The organism is Streptomyces sp. MUM 203J (assembly GCF_022414595.1).
Classification (GTDB): Bacteria; Actinomycetota; Actinomycetes; order Streptomycetales; family Streptomycetaceae; genus Streptomyces.
Genome location: NZ_JADWYO010000034.1, coordinates 12,297 through 29,379, shown reverse-complemented (window position 1 = coordinate 29,379; position 17,083 = coordinate 12,297). Strand labels below are relative to the sequence as shown.

General features: G+C 72.6%; 13 protein-coding genes. 3 read left to right on the top strand and 10 right to left on the bottom strand.

Translation table 11 applies throughout. The features are described from left to right. Nucleotides 1-37: 37 nt before the first annotated feature. From I3F58_RS18215 to I3F58_RS18170, 10 genes are all read right to left on the bottom strand, one after another. Nucleotides 38-1,342 (bottom strand): AMP-binding protein, encoded by a 1,305-nt coding sequence (locus tag I3F58_RS18215; RefSeq protein ID WP_240109682.1) that lies wholly within the window; start codon nt 1,340-1,342, stop codon nt 38-40. Further along, on the bottom strand, nt 1,318-2,727 hold the full coding sequence (locus I3F58_RS18210) for a cytochrome P450 (RefSeq protein ID WP_240109681.1): 1,410 nt from the start codon (nt 2,725-2,727) through the stop codon (nt 1,318-1,320). Before I3F58_RS18210 ends, I3F58_RS18215 begins: the two co-directional genes overlap by 25 nt. Next, nucleotides 2,705-4,648 (bottom strand): TOMM precursor leader peptide-binding protein, encoded by a 1,944-nt coding sequence (locus I3F58_RS18205; RefSeq protein WP_240109680.1) that lies wholly within the window; start codon nt 4,646-4,648, stop codon nt 2,705-2,707. The genes I3F58_RS18210 and I3F58_RS18205 overlap by 23 nt, the downstream gene beginning before the upstream one ends. Beyond that, nucleotides 4,645-6,363, bottom strand: a complete 1,719-nt coding sequence (locus I3F58_RS18200; RefSeq protein ID WP_240109679.1) for a hypothetical protein — start codon at nt 6,361-6,363, stop codon at nt 4,645-4,647. Before I3F58_RS18200 ends, I3F58_RS18205 begins: the two co-directional genes overlap by 4 nt. Next, nucleotides 6,360-8,039, bottom strand: coding sequence for a SagB family peptide dehydrogenase (locus tag I3F58_RS18195; protein WP_240109678.1), 1,680 nt, complete (start codon nt 8,037-8,039; stop codon nt 6,360-6,362). Before I3F58_RS18195 ends, I3F58_RS18200 begins: the two co-directional genes overlap by 4 nt. Next, a complete protein-coding gene (locus I3F58_RS18190; RefSeq protein ID WP_240109677.1) occupies nt 8,036-9,139 on the bottom strand; it encodes a lantibiotic dehydratase C-terminal domain-containing protein in 1,104 nt (367 codons plus the stop codon). The genes I3F58_RS18195 and I3F58_RS18190 overlap by 4 nt, the downstream gene beginning before the upstream one ends. Further along, entirely contained in the window at nt 9,126-10,148 is a 1,023-nt protein-coding gene (locus I3F58_RS18185) for a lantibiotic dehydratase C-terminal domain-containing protein (RefSeq protein WP_240109676.1), read from the bottom strand. Before I3F58_RS18185 ends, I3F58_RS18190 begins: the two co-directional genes overlap by 14 nt. Continuing rightward, nucleotides 10,145-12,823 carry a lantibiotic dehydratase gene (locus I3F58_RS18180; RefSeq protein ID WP_240109675.1) on the bottom strand — a complete coding sequence of 893 codons (2,679 nt, stop codon included), beginning with the start codon at nt 12,821-12,823 and terminating at the stop codon, nt 10,145-10,147. The genes I3F58_RS18185 and I3F58_RS18180 overlap by 4 nt, the downstream gene beginning before the upstream one ends. Then, nucleotides 12,816-13,583 carry an alpha/beta fold hydrolase gene (locus I3F58_RS18175; protein WP_308355038.1) on the bottom strand — a complete coding sequence of 256 codons (768 nt, stop codon included), beginning with the start codon at nt 13,581-13,583 and terminating at the stop codon, nt 12,816-12,818. The genes I3F58_RS18180 and I3F58_RS18175 overlap by 8 nt, the downstream gene beginning before the upstream one ends. A 156-nt stretch (nt 13,584-13,739) precedes the next feature. Beyond that, the gene (locus I3F58_RS18170; protein WP_240109673.1) at nt 13,740-13,913 is read right to left on the bottom strand and encodes a thiocillin/thiostrepton family thiazolyl peptide; all 174 of its coding nucleotides are present in this window, start codon (nt 13,911-13,913) and stop codon (nt 13,740-13,742) included. A gap of 421 nt (nt 13,914-14,334) precedes the next feature. Between I3F58_RS18170 and I3F58_RS18165 the strand changes: the two genes are divergently transcribed. From I3F58_RS18165 to I3F58_RS18155, 3 genes are read left to right on the top strand one after another with little or no spacing between them, the layout of a single operon-like run. Continuing rightward, on the top strand, nt 14,335-14,904 hold the full coding sequence (locus I3F58_RS18165) for a DUF2867 domain-containing protein (protein WP_240109672.1): 570 nt from the start codon (nt 14,335-14,337) through the stop codon (nt 14,902-14,904). A gap of 48 nt (nt 14,905-14,952) precedes the next feature. Further along, nucleotides 14,953-15,795, top strand: a complete 843-nt coding sequence (locus I3F58_RS18160) for an SAM-dependent methyltransferase (protein ID WP_240109671.1) — start codon at nt 14,953-14,955, stop codon at nt 15,793-15,795. 24 nt (nt 15,796-15,819) lie between these two features. Then, nucleotides 15,820-17,055, top strand: coding sequence for an acyl-CoA dehydrogenase family protein (locus tag I3F58_RS18155; protein WP_240109670.1), 1,236 nt, complete (start codon nt 15,820-15,822; stop codon nt 17,053-17,055). Nucleotides 17,056-17,083: the final 28 nt, after the last annotated feature.

The window sequence follows — 17,083 nt, the reverse complement described above, 5'->3', positions numbered from 1 at the left end:
AACGCTCTCTGTCCTTGTCATGCCATCACGCCCTTCCTCAGCGGAGCACCTTGCCGCGGGTGTCGTAGACGGCCTGGCCGACCGGCCGGCAGACGACCCGGTGCGGTGTCACGGGTGTGGGGAGACTCCGGCAGGCCTCGCGGACCCGCGCCTCGGTGGTGTCGCCCACCGCGATGACGGTCACCCGGTCGGCGCTCCGGGAGCGGTCGACGGAGACCGAGGCGTCCGTGACGCCCGGCAGGGCCCGGACGGCGGCGGTGATCTCCCGGGGGTAGACGCTCATTCCGTCGACCTTGACGAGGTCGTCCTTGCGGCCGTCCAGGACGAAGCCTCCGTCCTCCGTCCGGTGGGCCAGATCGCCGGTGCTCACGGCGCCGTCCCGGCGCGTCGTCAGCTGCCCTCCGGTCACGGCGAACCGGGTGTCCGGTCCCCTGGTCCACAGCGTGCCGGTGCCGTCCGGTCCGGTGTCCTCCAGCCACACCGGCTTGCCCGGGAGCGGTGATCCGACGTGGCCGTCGTCGCGTACGCCGCGGCCGACGGTGAGGAGCCCGGTTTCGGTGGAGCCGAGCATCGTCAGGAATCCGCAGCCGGGGAATCCCGCGCTGACGCGCTCGGCCCTCCCCTGGGTGAGCCCGCCGCCGGCGGGGACGAACGAGGTCTCGGGGAAGGCGTGTCGGGCGGCCGCCGTCCGGGCTCCGAGTACGGCGAGGGCCGGCGGCGCCAGGCATACACCGGGCCGCCCGGCCAGCTCGGGGACGGCGGTCTCCCACGAGCCGGGCCGGAACAGGACCAGGTCGCGGCCGAGCAGCATGGCAGGGGCGACCACCATGTAGAAGGCGGCCGCGAAGTCGATCGCGGAGCACGTGGCGAACACCTCGGCGGACGCGTATTCCGGGATGCCCGCGGTGTACAGCCCGACCGCGGGCGGCACCGAGTGGGGCCGCCCGAAGAGCAGCTTCGGGGGGCCGGTCGTGCCTGACGAGGCCGTCGCGTAGGTGGGTCCCCCGGTGCCGGGTGGGGGTGCGGCGTGCGGCCCCGCCACGAACAGCTCCCCGTCGCCCGCGGCGGCGAGCCCGGCGGCGCACCACCTGGCCGGGTCTCCGAGCACCCAGCGTGGCGAGGGGGCCGTCAGGCCGAGGGCGAGCAGGCCCACAACGGCCCGTTCCGCACCGTCCGCGGGGACGACCCAGCCGTGCGGGGCATCGGGAAGCCCGGCCGCGAGGGCTTCGGCCCGCTCCAGGAGGGACGGCCAGGAGAAGCGCCCGCGCTCGGTCACCACACCCGCCCGGGACCGGCGCAGCACGGGCTCGGCGTGGATCAGCCATGCACCGGGGTCGCCCATTCCACCCACTCCCTGATGGTCGTCGGTCCTCGGAGTTCCTCGGGGACCGTCACTCCGTTCTCCCGCAGGACGACGAACGTCACCTCGCGTTCCAGCGACGTCAGCGGCCGGTCGAGGTCGTCCTCTTCGAGTGCTTCCGTCAGCGCCCGGGTGAGCTGTGTGCGGTCGGCCGTCGGCGGGCACACCACGCGGAGCCGCCGCGGCATGTCGAATCTGATGTGCCGGACCCGTTCGACCTCCTCGTCGGCCAGCGCGGTGGCGGGCGCGATGTGGTGCAGTGCGTCGAACAGCTCCCACGCCTGGTGGCGGGCCATGCGGGCGCCGAGGCAGCGGTAGGCGCCCCAGCCGAAGGAGAACAGGGCCCGGCCGGCCACCGGGCCATGGTCCGGCGGATCGGCCTCCGTGCCCGGCTGGTCAGCCCCCGTGCCCGGCCGGTCGGCCTCCGCGTCCAGCCGGTTGGCCTCCGCGACCCTGACCGAGACGATCTGCCCGGGCCGGAACTCGTGGCCGTCCATGTGGAACGGCTCCTGGACCACGCGTTCCAGGGTCTTGAGCGGGGGCTCCGCGCGGAGGGCGTCGTCGAGGAGACTCTCCCGGCGCCCGGCGTCGGCTAGCGCGCCGGACGTGCCGAGGACGCGCGCGGCCGTGTTCCCCAGCATTCCGGCGACCGTCTCCAGGGATGCCTGGACCAGCATCACCACGTTGGCCTCGATGTCCTCGTCGGGCAGGTCGATCGCCCCGGCGTGCCACGCACCGAGCACCGAGGCCGGGGGCGCGGCCGGCCGGGCGGCTGCCAGGGTCTCGCGGGCCCGGGTCAGCGCGCTATGGCCGGCGCGGACCGCCTGCGCCGGGTCGTCGAGGCGGGCCGCATAGGCGACCAGGGCGACGTGCTGGCTCAGCTTGTGCAGTAGGCGGTACTCCTGGTCGGTGAGGCCGATGAGCCGCGCCCCGACGCGTACCGCGTACGGGAACGCCACCGAGGTCATGAACTCGCCGCCCCCGTCCGCCGCGAACCGGCGCACGGTGCGCCGGGCGTCCGTCCGCATGCCCGGTGTGAGGGCCGCGATGGCGTCCGCGTCGAAGAACCCGCCGAAAGCCTTGCGCAGCACCATGTGCCGTGCGTTGGTCTGCAGCATGACCCGCTCGGCGAACGAGGTGATCTCGTCGACGAAGGGACGTGCGTCGTCGGGCAGTTTCGCGGCGAGGTGGGCCATGACGGGTCGTGGCTCCAGGACGCCCAGCCGCTGATCGCTGAGCAGCCGGACCGTCAGGGAGCGGCTGCTGACCACCCATCCCAGGCCGTTGGGCAGCGGGCTCAGCCCCTCCGGCGGCGCCGCCGCAGTGGCGGCGGAGGCTTCCGTGTCAGGGGAACGGGTGCGGCTCATGCCGTACCTCCTCAAGGGTGAACTCGTGTGTGCCCATACCGTTCCTGGCCCGGAACGCGGTGAGTGCCGCGGGCGGCGGCAGCCGTCGGTGCCGGTGTCCGAAGGTCATCGGCACCGTGCCGGGCACGACCGCCTTGACGCAGTTCAGGCCGAGGCGCTGCAGTTCGCTGGTGGTGTGGTCCACGACGAACACCTCGTGCCCGTCGCGCCGCGCGGCTGCGAGCACCGCCGCGAGATCGGCTGCGACGTCGCCGGCCGGCCGGTGCGCGGCCGGGCCGGGGGCGGCATCCGGCGGTGGGGCGTCGAGGAGGAACGAGAACCACGGCCGGGCCCCCGGCAGGGCTCCGACAAGGGCGTGGTCCTCCATGTGGCGTACGAGGTCCGGAGCGTCCAGGGCCCGTTCCAGCTCGGGGCGGCGGCGCCGGTACGCGACGGTGATCGCGGGTGCGGCGGCCGCCATCTCGTGGACGGCCCCGAGCAGTGCCTTCTCCACGGTGAGTCCCGAGCCCGCGGTGATCAGAGTCGCCGGCGACTCCGGCTCCTCGGACGTCGATACGAGCAGCGCCACGGGGATGCCGAAGGCACCGGCCGCCCGGAAGGCCCGCAGGTCGCGCCCGGTACGGTGCCGCACCGTGTGCACGGCCCGGCGGGCTTCGCCGGTCGTGCGGCCGAGGTCGATCTCCGGCAGCGGTGTCCCGGAGTACCAGGCGCACAGGAAGGCGTCGCGCTCCGCCACCTCCAGCAGGGCCGCCAGGAGGGCTTCCTCCACGCCGGACCCGAGCGCGCAGCCGTTGGAGTTCTCGTAGACGAACCTCGGGCCGGTGTCGGGGCGCTCGGCGGCACCGTAGTAGGCGATGTGGAACGGCATCAGGGTGCGCCGTCCGGTGTGCACGGAGTACGCCTCCGCCCACCCCGTCGGCGTGTCCGGCGTGTACGGCGTGTAGGCGAAGCCGGGCTTCTCGTAGGCCTCTTCGGGGTGCAGGAGCAGGGAGCGGGGGTCGACCGCGTCGTCGAGTTCGGCGAAGGCGGCGAAGCGTACGGGGTCGCGGCCGCCGCAGTGCCATCCCGCGTAGCGCTCCAGGCCTTCCAGGACGGCCGCGGGCCGTGCTCCCGCGTAGTCCTCGGCCCGCCCGATCGCGATCTCGTCGAATCCCCAGACGGTGGGCACGCGCACCTGTACCGACGGCAGGGCGGCCCCGTCACCGACGGCGGCGGACCTTGTGATCCCCGACCACGCGTCGAGGTACTCCCGCTCCAGCCGCTCGGCGTACCGGGCAGCCGGGTGGCGGCGCGCCGAGCCCGTGCCGGTCGCGGGCAGCGGCCGGGAGAGGACGGGCAGCGGCGGGGGGAGCGGGCGGCGCGCCGCCCGGCAGTGCGGCGACCCGCACAGGGTGTGCGGTACGGCGGGATGCCAGGCGCCGTTCAGCCGCGCGGGCCCGATCGCGAAGGCGGCGTCGATGCCGCGCGGCGGCGCCCCGGTGGCGAGCCGCTCCGCCTCGGCCCGCAGGACGGCTGCCGCCAGGCGTTCCGTTCCGGGCGGCAGCCAGCGTCCGCCCCGCGCGGACATGGGGCGGAGGGGGGCCGCCTGCCCCAGGGGCACCCCCTGCGGTCCGTCCGCCGCTCGTACGCGCAGCGCCAGGCACTGCGGGCACCCCGGCCGGCCGGGTCGTATCACCGGGCCGACGACCACGCGGCCCCGGAGCCCGTACACGGGCAGGACGGCTCTGTCGGCCGCGGGCAGGTCCGACAGATCGGCGTCCCAGTCGAGGTTCACCACGGCGACCGGGCGCCCGTCCCCCGGCACGTCCAGCCGGTCCGGGGGGCGGACGTCGACGGCATCACCGGCCAGCCGCCGCAGCTCCGCCACGAGGTCGCCGGGGGCGCGGGGGACCCCGCGTGGCGACGTCAGCGTGCCGCTCATGCGCCGTGTCCCGGGGTGAGGAAGATCCCCGACAGATCGGCGGCGACCAGCGCCGGCAGGACGGCCTCGCGCCAGGTCAGGCCGAGCGCGGTCGCCAGGTCGCCGGTGTGCCGCCGGGCCGGAACCGGCCCCGTCCACGCCGGTACGGCCCGCACGTCGTCGTCCTGTCCCAGCTGCCGCAGTGCCAGGGCGGCCGTCAGGGCGCGCTCCTCCGCCTGGCCGGGGTCGAAGCCGGTCCGGGTGGTGGTGGCGGCGGTGGTGTCCACCCGGGCACGCCACAGGCCGCTCGGATGGCGTTCCGTCGTCACGTCGACGTCCGCTCCGGCAAGTTCGGCCAGGTTGCGCGCCCGCTCGGAGCGCTCGGCGCCCGCGGTGCCCGACGCCGCGCCGTCCAAGGCCACATCGGCCCAGCGGAGCACGGCCCGGGCCAGGGCCTGGGCGCTGTCCCGGCCCACGCCCGCGACGGCTCCGGCTTCGGCTCCGGTGGCAAGGCTCGCCTCGACAGCGGTCAGGGCCGCCTCGGCGCGTGCCTCGGCCACGGACTCCGCCACGACGACCGGGCCGTCCGCCGTGCCCGTCGGTGCGGCGCGGCCCGGCGGGTTGATCCTGACGTGAAGAGCGGTGAGGGGGAACTGCGGAAGCCGTTCGGGAGCACAGGAGAACAGCGGGCCGAAGCACCGCGCGCCGAAGACCGATTCGGGAAAGCGGGCCCGCCTGCGCTCCGGTGCCGGAATCGAGGGGTCCGCCGCGTCCGCCGGACCGGCGTGCACCGCGTACCCGGGGCAGCCGGGGTCCGGGTCGACGGCCGTGCGCCAGACGCTGAGGCGGGTCAGGTCGACGACCACGCCCTCACCGAGCACCGAACGCTCGCCCGCGCCGGTGTACTGGAACAGCTCCTGGGCGATCACGGTCGCCGCCACCGACACCGGCACGTGCCCGAGGCCCTCGGACGGGGGCAGGGCCACGGCCCGGTGGGCGAGCCGCCGCCAGGCGCACCGTACACACGCATGGCCCGACCGGGGCATCTGTCCCTTCAGGAGCATGGCCTGGCCGCGCACGAGGCCCGCCCAGGCGCCGCAGCCGAGGTGTTCGGACCGGTCCAGGAACCGCCAGGCCTCCTGCTCGTCCCCCGGGGGGAAGATCCCGGTGAGGGTGCGCCCCGCGTCCGCGTCGGCGTCCGGGCCGCGCAGGTGTACGGGCGCACCCTGGCGGGTGAACTCGTCCGCGAGTTCCCGCAGGTCGGCGTCCGGTTCCGTGTCCAGCAGCATGATGTCGCCGAAGCCGGACTCGATGAGGGCCGTGGCCAGAGGTGCTGCGCGGTCGACGGGGCCCGCCACGGCCAGCGGATGCCGCCGTACACGGTCGAAGGCGGCCGCGGGGTGCGGGGTGAAGTGCCTCAGGAACTCCGCCTGCTGCGGGAAGAGCCGGGCCGACGGCTCGTCGAAGCCGCCCTCGGCGTGTTCCCACCGCAGGACCTTCCGCTGCTCCAGCGTCTTCAGCAGCGTGTCCACGAACGCGGCCTGCTCCGGCTTGAGCGCGGCGAGGAGTTCGCCGGGCTCGATCCCGCGGTCCAGCAGGGGGGCGAGTCGCTCCACCCAGGTCGCGACCGTCCCGCCCTTCAGTGTGAAAGAGCCGTCCGTCGTGCGGATCCACACCCCGTTCGGCACCGGTACGTAGTAGGCGTCCCCGCGCAGGCGCAGCAGAGTGCCGGTCACTTCCCACCCCCGTTGCCCGCCGACGCGGCGAGCGGATTCAGGCTGTTCTCCAGATAGAGGCCCCGGCGGTAGCCGCCCACGGGGACCATCAGCAGGGACGTCAGACGCCGCGGCCTCAGCCCGAACGCGTCGTCGAGCAGCCCGCTGACGAAGCCCAGCACCGGATGCGCGGACATGCCGTCGCGGGCCGCGCACACGGCCAGTCGCTGGGCGAGGACGCCCGCCAGCAGGTGCTGAGTGCGGTATGCGACCGGACCGCCGGCGCCGCTGTGCGGATCGGCGGAGCCGACCATGACGGCGACCAGCGGGGCCTGCCCGACGTTCATGTAGTCCGCGAACATGCTGCGCTGGACCAGGGGCCCGAAGTCGCCGTCGGCGAGCCGGACGAGCCGCTGCCCTTCCTGGTCCGGCAGGTAGGCCCCCGGGAGCACGCCCGGTACGGACCGGACGACCAGCAGACAGCGCGGATGCGCCAGGACGTCCCTGTCCCCGTTCCCCTTCCCGCTCCCGGTCACGTCGCTTTCCAGCGGGGCGAGTACGGTGCCCAGCCAGCCTGCCAGGACAGCGGCAGGGAGGGGCGAGCCCCGGAACTGTTCACCGAGGGCCGACCGTGCCCAGGAGTCGGCCACCGTCGGCGGCCGGGTGGACGCGGGCGGCAGCTCCGCGTCCGCCCGGCCTGCCTGATCCTCCAGCACGACGGGCGGAAGGCCGACGGACCGGCCGGGGCCTCCGGCCGCCAGGCAGGCGGCGTGCATGCGGCGGGTGCCGGTGGCGGGCCCGGGAGGCACGGACGCGCCCAGCCAGCGGGGGCGTCCCGCCACGACGGCTTCACGGTCGCGGCCGCGCGGCCCCCCTGAACCCGCTGGAGCGCAGAGGGGGAGGTCCAGCACGGCCGGGGCGGCCTCCTCCTCGGGGTCGAGCCCCAGCAGCTCCAGGATCCGCCGCTCGTCCAGGCCGAACGTCACCCGGCAGCGCAGGTTCCAGGAACGGGCGGCGAGCGCGAACTGGCCGACGACGGCTCCGGTGTCCATCGCACCGAGCCGGTAGGAGAAGTCACCGTATTTGAAGTAGTTCTTCCACAGCGGCTGGGTGAGAACGATCCGGACGTTCCCCTCAGGGGGTGTCAGCTCCGTCGGCGGCCGCCCCCGGGCCAGCACGGCCAGGGCGTGGCGCACCGCGTCGTAGTGATGGATCCCGGCGTCCAGGCCCTCCGCGCCGCCCGTCACCACGTAGCACTCGGCGGGGTAGGTCACGCCTCCCGACGGCACGGCACGGCGGAGCTGGTAGTGGGGGTTGCGGTGGACCGGTGTGGGCTCTTCGGGGCTGCTCTTGGCGATGCCCTCGGGGTACCAGCGCACGCCGGTCAGCCCGTAACCGGCCTGCAGCAGTGTGCCGAGGCGGGTGAGGGGCTCGTACGCTGCGAACGCGGCCGCCGCGGCGGTGCCACCGGCCGCGGCGGTCCGCGGCATGGGCGGCAGGTCGGTCCGGGGCGCGTCGACGTACCAGCGGAACGGGCTGGGGATGCTCTTCCAGTCGATCTGCCAGTGCTGCGGGTGGATCTCGTCGTAGCTGCCACGCAGCCTGCGGACGAAGCCGTCCACGCCTGCGGCGTCGAACGGTCCGCTGTCCGGTGAGCCGCCGGACAGCGGCGGTGTGCCGGTCCCGGCTGTCGTCATCCGGCGACCTCGGCTTCCGGCCGTACGGACCGGATCATCTCCGCCGCGTCGAGGTCGAACTCCTCCTCGAAGGCGCTGGCGATCAGGTAGAAGAGGGTGTAGCGGTCAGCAAGCAGGAAACCCAGCCGGTAGAGGTGCCAGTTGGTGTACGCCTGGGCCAGCCGGGACGCCAGGAACCTGCGGTCCTCGCGGATCATGCCCTGGTAGTACGGATTGTCGGCGATGGCGCGGTGGATGCCGGCCACGGGGGGCTCGGGAAGGTCCGCCAGCCACTCCACCCGGGGCCTGCGGTAGAGGCCGTCGGGTGACGGCGTGAGCTTGGCCGTCTCGGCCTTCCGCGGCGTGGCGTAGAGGTAGAACCGGCCCTGGTCGAAGCCCTCCTGGATGGCCGGAAGGCAGCCGCGCAGCCGTCGCGTCCACTCACGGGCCAGTCCGGGGACCTCGTCCAGGTCGCCGTCGGGGTCCTGCATGGCCTCGATCAGTTCGCGCAGGCGTGGCCTGAGCTGGTCCCGGTTCTGCTCGTACCGCCGGGCGTGTTTGGCCCGGGTGCCCTCCGGATCCCGGATCAGCAGCATGTATCCCTCGAACGTCGCCAGGTAGGAGAGGTAGCCCGCCTTGAAGCCGAACTTGGCGATGGGCGGGGGGAGCCGGGGGGCGAGGAGCACGCCGCTGCATACGAGGAAGTCGAATGCAGCGGCGAGCCGCAGGGCCCGGTTGCCGCGGGTGGCACGCAGGGTGCGCAGGGCCAGCGGAGTGGTCTCGGTCCAGAACGACTCGGCCAGCCCCAGTGCGGCCGTGCCGCCCAGCCAGTCGTGCTCGTGGTTGTACGGCTGGTACGCGAAGACGTCGTCGTGCCCGGCGGGGCCCAGGTGCTCCATGATCCGGGACTTCAGGCGGCGTTCCACCGACGGGCTCCCGGTCGCGAAGCGCAGCCGCAGGAACGGGCGGCCTCCGTGGTTCTCCCGCAGGTAGAACCACGACGCCGTCTCGCCGAGCTCCACGGACTCGTCGAGCGCGGGCGCGGCCACATCGAGAAGGAGATCCTCCTGCAGCGACCACGGGACACTGACGGTGAGATCCTTCTGCTCACTGGTGGACATGGCTCTCCTCCCCCTGGTGTGCCGCCGGCGCCGGGCGGGCGTGGCCGGCCGTCCGCTCCGTCGCGGCCCGGTGGGCCAGGTAGGCGACGAAGCACTCGCCCTGCGGGCGGACGTTCATCCGGTTGTTGGTGGTGTGCAGGTACTGGCTGACGAGAGCCGCGAGCGCGACCACGGGAGGCGCCGAGCGATCGGTCTCCGCCGGCCACACCCGCCCCGACTCCACGAGCGGACGCAGCCGCGCGAGTGCAGCGGTGAGGGTGTGTTCCCACCGCTCGCCCAGCCCTCTGCCGATGGGCTCACCCGCGTCCAGTCCGGCGATCAGCGTCGCGTAGGTCTCCCGCTGCAGCCGGTACTGCCGGTCCCAGGCGACCGGCAGCCGGTCGTCCGGCGCGTAGGCGGCCCAGCGCTCGTGGTAGGTGCGCAGGAAGACGGCGCGTTCGTCCCGCCCGAAGCCCAGGGCCCGCGAGGCCAGGAGTAGGAACTGCAGGGCCACGCCCAGGCGTGCGCGGTCGTCGCGCACCAGCCGGAGCACCTTCCCGGCCAGCAGCGAGCTCGCGTGGAACACGTCCTCAGCAATCTCGGTGCCCTGTGTCCCCCCGTACTTGTCCAGTTCGGGCCGGTAGGGGATCCACCGCACCGTGTTCGGCGGCTCGGGGGTCCGCAGCCGCTCGTCGGAGGCGTCGCCGTGCTCCAGCTCGCTGAGGCGGCGCAGCGCCTCGCGCAGCCTCTCCGGATCGGTGTCACCGGGGCCGGGGTACCGCTCCAGGTGGTCGGTGATCCTGCGTCCCGCCTCGGCCCGGACACGGTCCGCCTGCTCGGCAGGCACCTGCATCCGGAGCCGCACGTGCGGGCCGCGCTCCCAGTGGCGCAGATAGAAGTGGCGCAGCAGGAGTCCCTCACGGCTCAGGTCGTCGACCAGGGGAAGGAGGAGGTCGGTGATCAGGGGATCGGTGTCGCCGTGGTGGAAGACGTGGCAGGACAGCCAGGGGTACGCCGTGGCCGCGCTCACCGTGCCCCCTCGGTGGTCTCGATGATGAACTCCTCGGTGAATGGGGCGCCGTGGCCCTCGGTGCCGTCGTCGCGCACCGTCGGCAGGCACTCGTGAAACGTCATGTCGCCGTGGTGGCGGCGCAGGGCGCGCTGCCAGGCGAGCACGCCGGTGACGCTGGTGAAGTCCAGGAAGGTGGGTTTGCGTTCGGCCGAGGCCGGGAACCTCGCGAGCGTCCTGGCCCAGGTGCGCTGCTCCTCCTCCGACACCGGCACGAGTGGGTCGGGGAGCGTGAAGCCGCGGTAGAAGACGCGCTCCGGGAGCCCCAGCGACTCCCGCCAGCGCCGTACCTCCTCCAGCAGTGCGACGCCTCTCCGGCCGGCGGTCTCCGGCAGCCGGTGGGCGGGAACCTTCCAGGTTCGGCGGGCCAGGACCAGGCTCCCGGAGCGGACGCGTGGGTACCGGCGGACCTCGTCCCGGGCACCACGGCGCTGGTCGACCCGGTCCCACCAGGCGATGTTGGCCAGGCTGCCGGGGCTGAAGAAGTTCAGGAACTGGTAGCAGCGGGGGGCCAGTTCGTTGAGCAGGAAGTTCAGCATCACCAGCCGCATCGGGGGACCGTCCTTGCCCTGGCGGAGCAGCAGCCGGCCGGTGGGCTCGTCGAACTCGGCCCAGCAGTCCTCCAGGGAGACGCCTGTGTTCCCTCCCCACTCCTGGGGGGTGCCACAGGGGTAGCGGAGGTGACGGCCCAGGAGCGGTGGATGCACGTTGGCGTTGATGCCGAGTACGGCGGACAGGTCGGTGAGAGGCGCGGATGCGAGGTCGTCCCGGGCGATGTCCTCGGTGACGAGCCGGCCGAAACCCTGGTCTCCGACGGCGCTGTAGGAGGGAAGGAAGCGTGAGACGGCCCGCCCGAAGCCGATCGAGCCGCCGTTGACGACGAGCAGTCCACCGCCGGGGGACGGGTGGTGCTGCACGTTCCAGCTCACTCGGGACCACCGGGGTATCCAGGGCGGAAGGTGCTCGGCGGCCTCCAAGGCCCGCCGTGGATCGATGACCGTCTCCGCAGCGGCTCCGCAGGGGTCTCCGTCCGGGTAGCCGTCGGGGCGGGCCAGCGCGAACACCGTGTCCTGCAGGTGTCGCAGCGTGCTCGGCACGGTGGCGGAGAGGTCGGTCAGCCGCTGGGTGAGCAGGGGCTGCAGCTTGGGTGAGGACAGCGCGGCGAAGAGCGTGAGGAGCCGGTGCGGGCCGGGGCCGAACCGGGTCCTGACCAGCTCTGCGACGATCGCCCGGACGTGAGCGCCGTCGTCGAAGACCGGAATCAGCCGGTGCCACGCGGCCAGGGCGGGCAGGTGCGGCTGCCATCGGCTGGCGTCCTCGGTCCGTGGGCGGGCCACCACGGTGTCCTCGTACACGAGCGTTCTCGCCGTGTCGATCGGCGGTGTGGTGACGCCGCACCGTTCCGCGAAGTCGGTGACGTGCCGCCTGATCCGGGCGATGAGGTCCTGGCGGCGGTCGATGCCGGCGGTCTCGAACGCGGCTTCCGTGGCGGCCATTCCGGTGACGCACTCCCGGAGACCGGCTTCGGCGTCCTCGGGGAGCAGCTCCACCAGTCGCGCGATCGGGTGCGGGCACTGGTCTCCGACTCCCAGGTCGCGGGCGAGGACGCCCTTCCGGATCAGCGAGTCGAGCTCGGCACGGGTGGCGTCCGGATCCGCGTCGGTGTGCGCCGCGCACCGTGCCCGTACGTCCCGCTCGTACGCGGGGGCGTCCGCGGGCAGCGCGAGGAGTTCCGTGACCACGGGACTGGCAGGTACCCGGACGAACCGTTCCTTGGCGGCGGGCTCGTGGGTTCCGTCACGGCCCCGGACGAGGAAGACGACCCCTGCCGGCGACACCGCCACCACCGGTGCCCGGCGGAGCACGGCTGCGGACCGGAGCGTGGGGTGGTCCGCGAGGCAGCGCTCCACCCAGCTCACCAGTTGGCGGGGCAGTCGGCAGACGGAGACCTGCGGCCCCGAAGCAGGTGCCGGGGCAGGTGCGCCGGTCGCCGCGCCGTCCCGGATGAGGACGGGCTGGGTGCGGACGAGTCGACCGAAAGGTGACGGCTTGAGTGCGCTCCGGGTCAGCAGGTTGATCACAGTGGATTCGGTCATACGGTCGCGCTTGCCGTGTGCGGTTCCCTCCGCGACCGCGGTGGCGTAGCGCTCCATGTTCTGCAGCAGGCCGTCCGCGCTGAGCTGGGCGCCTGCGCGCAGGGTGCGGTCGCGTGCCGCGGAGGCGAGCACCTGCCGCTCGGCGCGCAGCGCCGCCTCCCACTCGGTCTCCAGTCGGGCGGTGAGCTCGTCGCGCCGGGCGGCCAGCGCGCGCAGTTCGGCGGCACCGGGCACGTCCGCGGCGCGATCCGGGTGGTGGAGGGCGGCGAGGTCGTCCGCCGGAACGTCCAGCGCGCGGTGCAGGCGCCGCCGCAGGGCGAGCACCGAGCGGCGCTGGTCCCGGTCGTCCAGGAGCGGGACCAGGGAGGTGAGCTCCTCGGCCGTCCGCGGCGCCTGATCCTGCCAGTTCTGCCGCAGTTCCCTGAGCTCGTCGCAGAGTTGGGCGACCTTCGGCGAGGAGAGCCGGGTCACCACGTCGACCGGCTGCGAGCAGACCCGCACCACGCCGTATCCGGCGAATCCGATCTCCGGCTCAGACATGGGCCCCTTCCCCGGCGGATGCGTCAGTCGTGTCGGCGTTCTTGGTGGTCGCTGCGGTGTGCAGGGTCCGGGCGGCGGCTCGGCGCCGCTCGTGGAAGGCGGTGCGTCCGGTGTCGACGCGGTCGGCGAACTCCTCGACGGAGGCGGCGAAGACGCGGGGGGCGTCCACCGGTACGACGTGTCCCGCCCCGGCGACGACGGCGACATCGGCGCCCGCGGCCGCCGCCGGACCGATCGCGTTCCGTTCGTTCTGCAGCAGTGCCCCGTTGACGAGTTGGACCGGGGCGTGGAATTGCCGTAGGTCGTCCAGGCCGGGCAGACGGAGACATCCGTCGGACAGTTCGTCGAATGTCGCGGTGAGCAGCTTCTCCCAATTCCGGCCGTGCAGCTCCGCGAAGTGGTCACGAGTGCGCTGCTGGCGGGCGGCAATCCTGGTGAAACCCTCCAACCAGCGGTTCAGCGTGCCGGGGGACACCAGGAACGAGTAGCCCGACATGACGACTCCTGCCACCCGGTCCGGCAGCGTCTCCGCCGCGCGGAACGCCACGGCCGCACCCAGATAGGAAAGCCCCACGACGACGGGCGGTTCCGTGTGCTCGACAATCGATCCTCGGACACGGTCCACCGCCGCGGCCGCGGGGTGTGACGGGACTCCGCCCTCGGCTCCGTGGCCGGGGAGTCGTAATTCGGTGACGGAATCGGTCCACCAGCGCCGACACCCCTCATAATGAGTGTCTTCTGTACCCATGAGGCCGTGCACGAGGATTACGGGTCGCACGCATTACCAGCTTTCTTGTGGCGAACGGCGATTCTTCGCAGCGGTTTTCCGCGCACACCGGCGGGAGCCCTCGGGCCCGCCCGGTTCACATGGGCGGACCCGAGGGCGGCGGGGTCGCTGCCCGCGCCGGCGACTACCTCAGGAGCTGCAGCTGCACGTGCAGATGCAGGTGGTGCACGAGGCGGAGGAGACCATCGTCACGGTCAGGTCGTCGCCGTCGAGCAACGTCTCGTCCATGTAGTCGCTGATCTCCAGGGCATCGACGTCCAAACCCGTGAGGTCCTCGACGCCGACGGCAGTGGAATTGGTCATGACTTTCCCCTTTCAGCGAATGCGGATCGCGTCCGTCGCGCCGCACACAGGCCAGCCAGGGAAATGTTCAGCCGGCCCCCCGGGACTTCTGTCGCCCGGCTGGGGCCGACCTTAGGCATCCGCACTTCCGGCCCTCAAGACAGCTTTTCAGCCACAGCGACTGTGATGTATATCACATGGCAAATGCTTGCGCGCGGCATGTTCGGCGACCGGATCACGGGTAGGTTCGCGTCAGCGCCGAACATTTCGATCTTGCGCCATTCGACCTTGCGCCATTCGATCTTTCATCGTTCGATCTTGCGCCACCCGACCCCTCTTTCCCGATCCCGTGCTTTCCGATCTTGAATTCCTCGATCTTGATTTCCGACGCACGGACGCCCCGGGCCTCCGGATACGACACGCCGCACATGGGGGATCATCAATGAAGGTAGCCAGCTGCCCGATTCCGGACGGCACCGCCCTCGCCCGGTTCCGTGACAGCGGGGCCTACACGCACGCCGAGGCCGCGGAGTCCCCGCTTCCAGAACGCGGCAAGGTCGGCGCACGGGAGCTCGCCCGGCTGACCATGGACCGTCCCAGCCTGACGCCCGAACGGGCCTTCCGGCTGGTCGACCTGTGGATCCGCGTACAGGGCCTGCTCCTTCGCCCCTTCGGAGTCAAGCCCAACACGATGCGCAGCGGACAGGAGCAGCCCCTGCCGGAGGCGGGAGGGCGGCTCGGCCCCTATGAGGTGTTCGAGGCCGACGACCGCGAGGTGCTGCTCGGCGACACCGACAAGTTCCTCGAACACCGGATGGCCTTCGTCGTGGCCGACGGCAAAGCGTACATCGGTGTCGTGCTGCGGACCCTGAACGAGCAGGGCGAGGCCTACTGGAACCAGTTCCGCCACAACCAGACGCAGATCCTGCACGAGTCACTCCGTCGCGGACTGACCCGGGCCGCGGAGAGCGCGGACGGCGCCGTGGGCCGTGGGACGACCGCAGACCGGTAGTGATCCTCACCGGGCGCCCCGCCGTCCGGCACACGCGAGAAGAGCGCTATGTCGAGTTTGACCGAGACCGCCCATTGGATCGCCTGTGCCAGGGCCGCCGAATCGCTCCGTCCCGACCGGCTCTTCGAGGATCCGCTCGCGGTGGCGTTCGTCCGGCACACCGAACCGGCACTGTACGCCACACTGCGATCCGAGCCGAGTGCGCGCTTCGACGTCCTGGCCGTGCGGACCAGGTTCTTCGACGACCGTCTGCTGCGCGCGGTCACCGACGGCACCCCCCGGCAGGTCGTCGTCCTGGCCGCCGGCCTGGACGGCCGGGCGTTCCGACTGCCCTGGCCCTCCGGCGTCACCCTCTACGAGGTGGACCTGCCTGAGGCTGTCGAGCGGAAGAACGCGTTTCTGGCCGGCTGCCGACTGCCTGCCGGCCGGTGCCGCCGCGTCCCTGTCGGCGCCGACCTCACCGCCGACTGGGCGTCCGCGCTCCGAGACGCGGGGTTCTCCCCCGAACTCCCCACGGTGTGGCTGGCCGAAGGAGTTCTCTACTACCTGACCGGCAACCAGGCGGACACAGTCGTCGAGCAGGTGACGGAGCAGTCCGCACCCGGCAGCGTCCTCTGCCTGGAACAGGTGAACACCGACCTGTACCGCGCGCCGTGGATGCGGGGCTGGCTGCGGCAGATGCGTGACGAAGGGCGCCCCTGGCAGTCCGGTGTGGCCGACCCCGAAGCCTGGCTGGCCGCCCGGGGCTGGCACGCCGTCGTGTGCGAACCGGGCGACCTGCCCGAAGCGGCGGGACGGCTGGTTCCCAGGACACCACCCCGCGGCACGCCCGGTGCGGCACGTACCTGGCTGATCTCCGCGAGCCTCGTGACCGCGACGGCATCCGAGTGAGCACCTGCTACCGCTGGAGTCTTCATGCGACCTCTCATCCCCCAACCCGCCCGGCAACGGTACGCCGCGATGGCGGAGGAGCTGGCGGCGGCCTTCCGCGAACGGGCCGAGGAGTACGACAGGAAGGCCGAGTTCCCCCATCGGAACATCGACGACCTCCTTGACGCCGGATACTTGAGGCTGACCGTCCCCCGGGAACTCGGCGGGCTGGGCGGCGGCCTGGCCGACATGGCCGTGACCCAGGAGCGGCTGGCCACCGGATGCGCCTCCACGGCGCTCACCGTGAACATGCACCTGTCGATGGCCGGACAGATGGCCAGGGCCTGGCGGACCACGGGCGACGAGCGCGCCCGGCGGATGCTCACCGACATCGCCGACGGACGGGTGATCCTCATGGGGGCCACCGCGGAGCCGGGGCACGCGCTCGTCCGGAGCACCGGCGCCAAAGCGCTGAAGGTGGAAGGCGGTTACCTGGTCACCGGGGACAAGACCTTCGGAACGGGCTCGGCGGTCATGACGCACATGACGTCGATGGCGGTGTACCGGGAGCACCCCGAGGGCCCGCACGTCCTGGTGTTCCGCATTCCCGCCGACAGCCCCGGTGTCCGCGTCCTGGAGGGCACCTGGGACACCTCCGCCCTCAGGGCGACCCGCAGCGAGAACATCGAACTCCGCGATGTCATGGTGCCCGAGGAGTCCGTCCTGACCAGCTTCCCCCTCGGCTCACTGGACGGTTCGCTCCTGCAGACGCTGTGGGGCTGGGCCATGCCCACGTTCGCGGCGGTGTATCTCGGCGTCGCCGTCGGGGCCTTCGAGCAGTGTGTACGGGACGTGCAGAACCGCGGATGGGAGCAGCGGCCCTACGTGCGGGCGCTGATCAGCGAGTGCGAGGTCCTGATCGAGACGTCCCGCGCGGTCATCGAACGGACGGCACGCGAGGTCATGGGCAACGCCCTGTGGGATTCGATGAGCGTCCAGCAGGGCATGGCGCGCGTCGTGCTGGCCAAGACCGTCGGCACCAACAACGCAGTGGAGATCGTCGACCGGGTGATCAGGATCATCGGCACGCCGGCGCTGCGTCCCGGCTCGCCGTACGAGCGTGCTCACCGGGACGTACGGGCCGGGACGATGCATCCGTACAGCAACTCCGACGCATGTGACCTCATCGCCGCGACGGCGTTCGGCGCCGAGGTGGCCCCGGCCCGGCCACCGCGTCTGACCAGGCTGGCCGAGCCGGCGGCCGACGACCGGAATCCCTGACCTGATCCGACGGCGTGCAACCTGATCA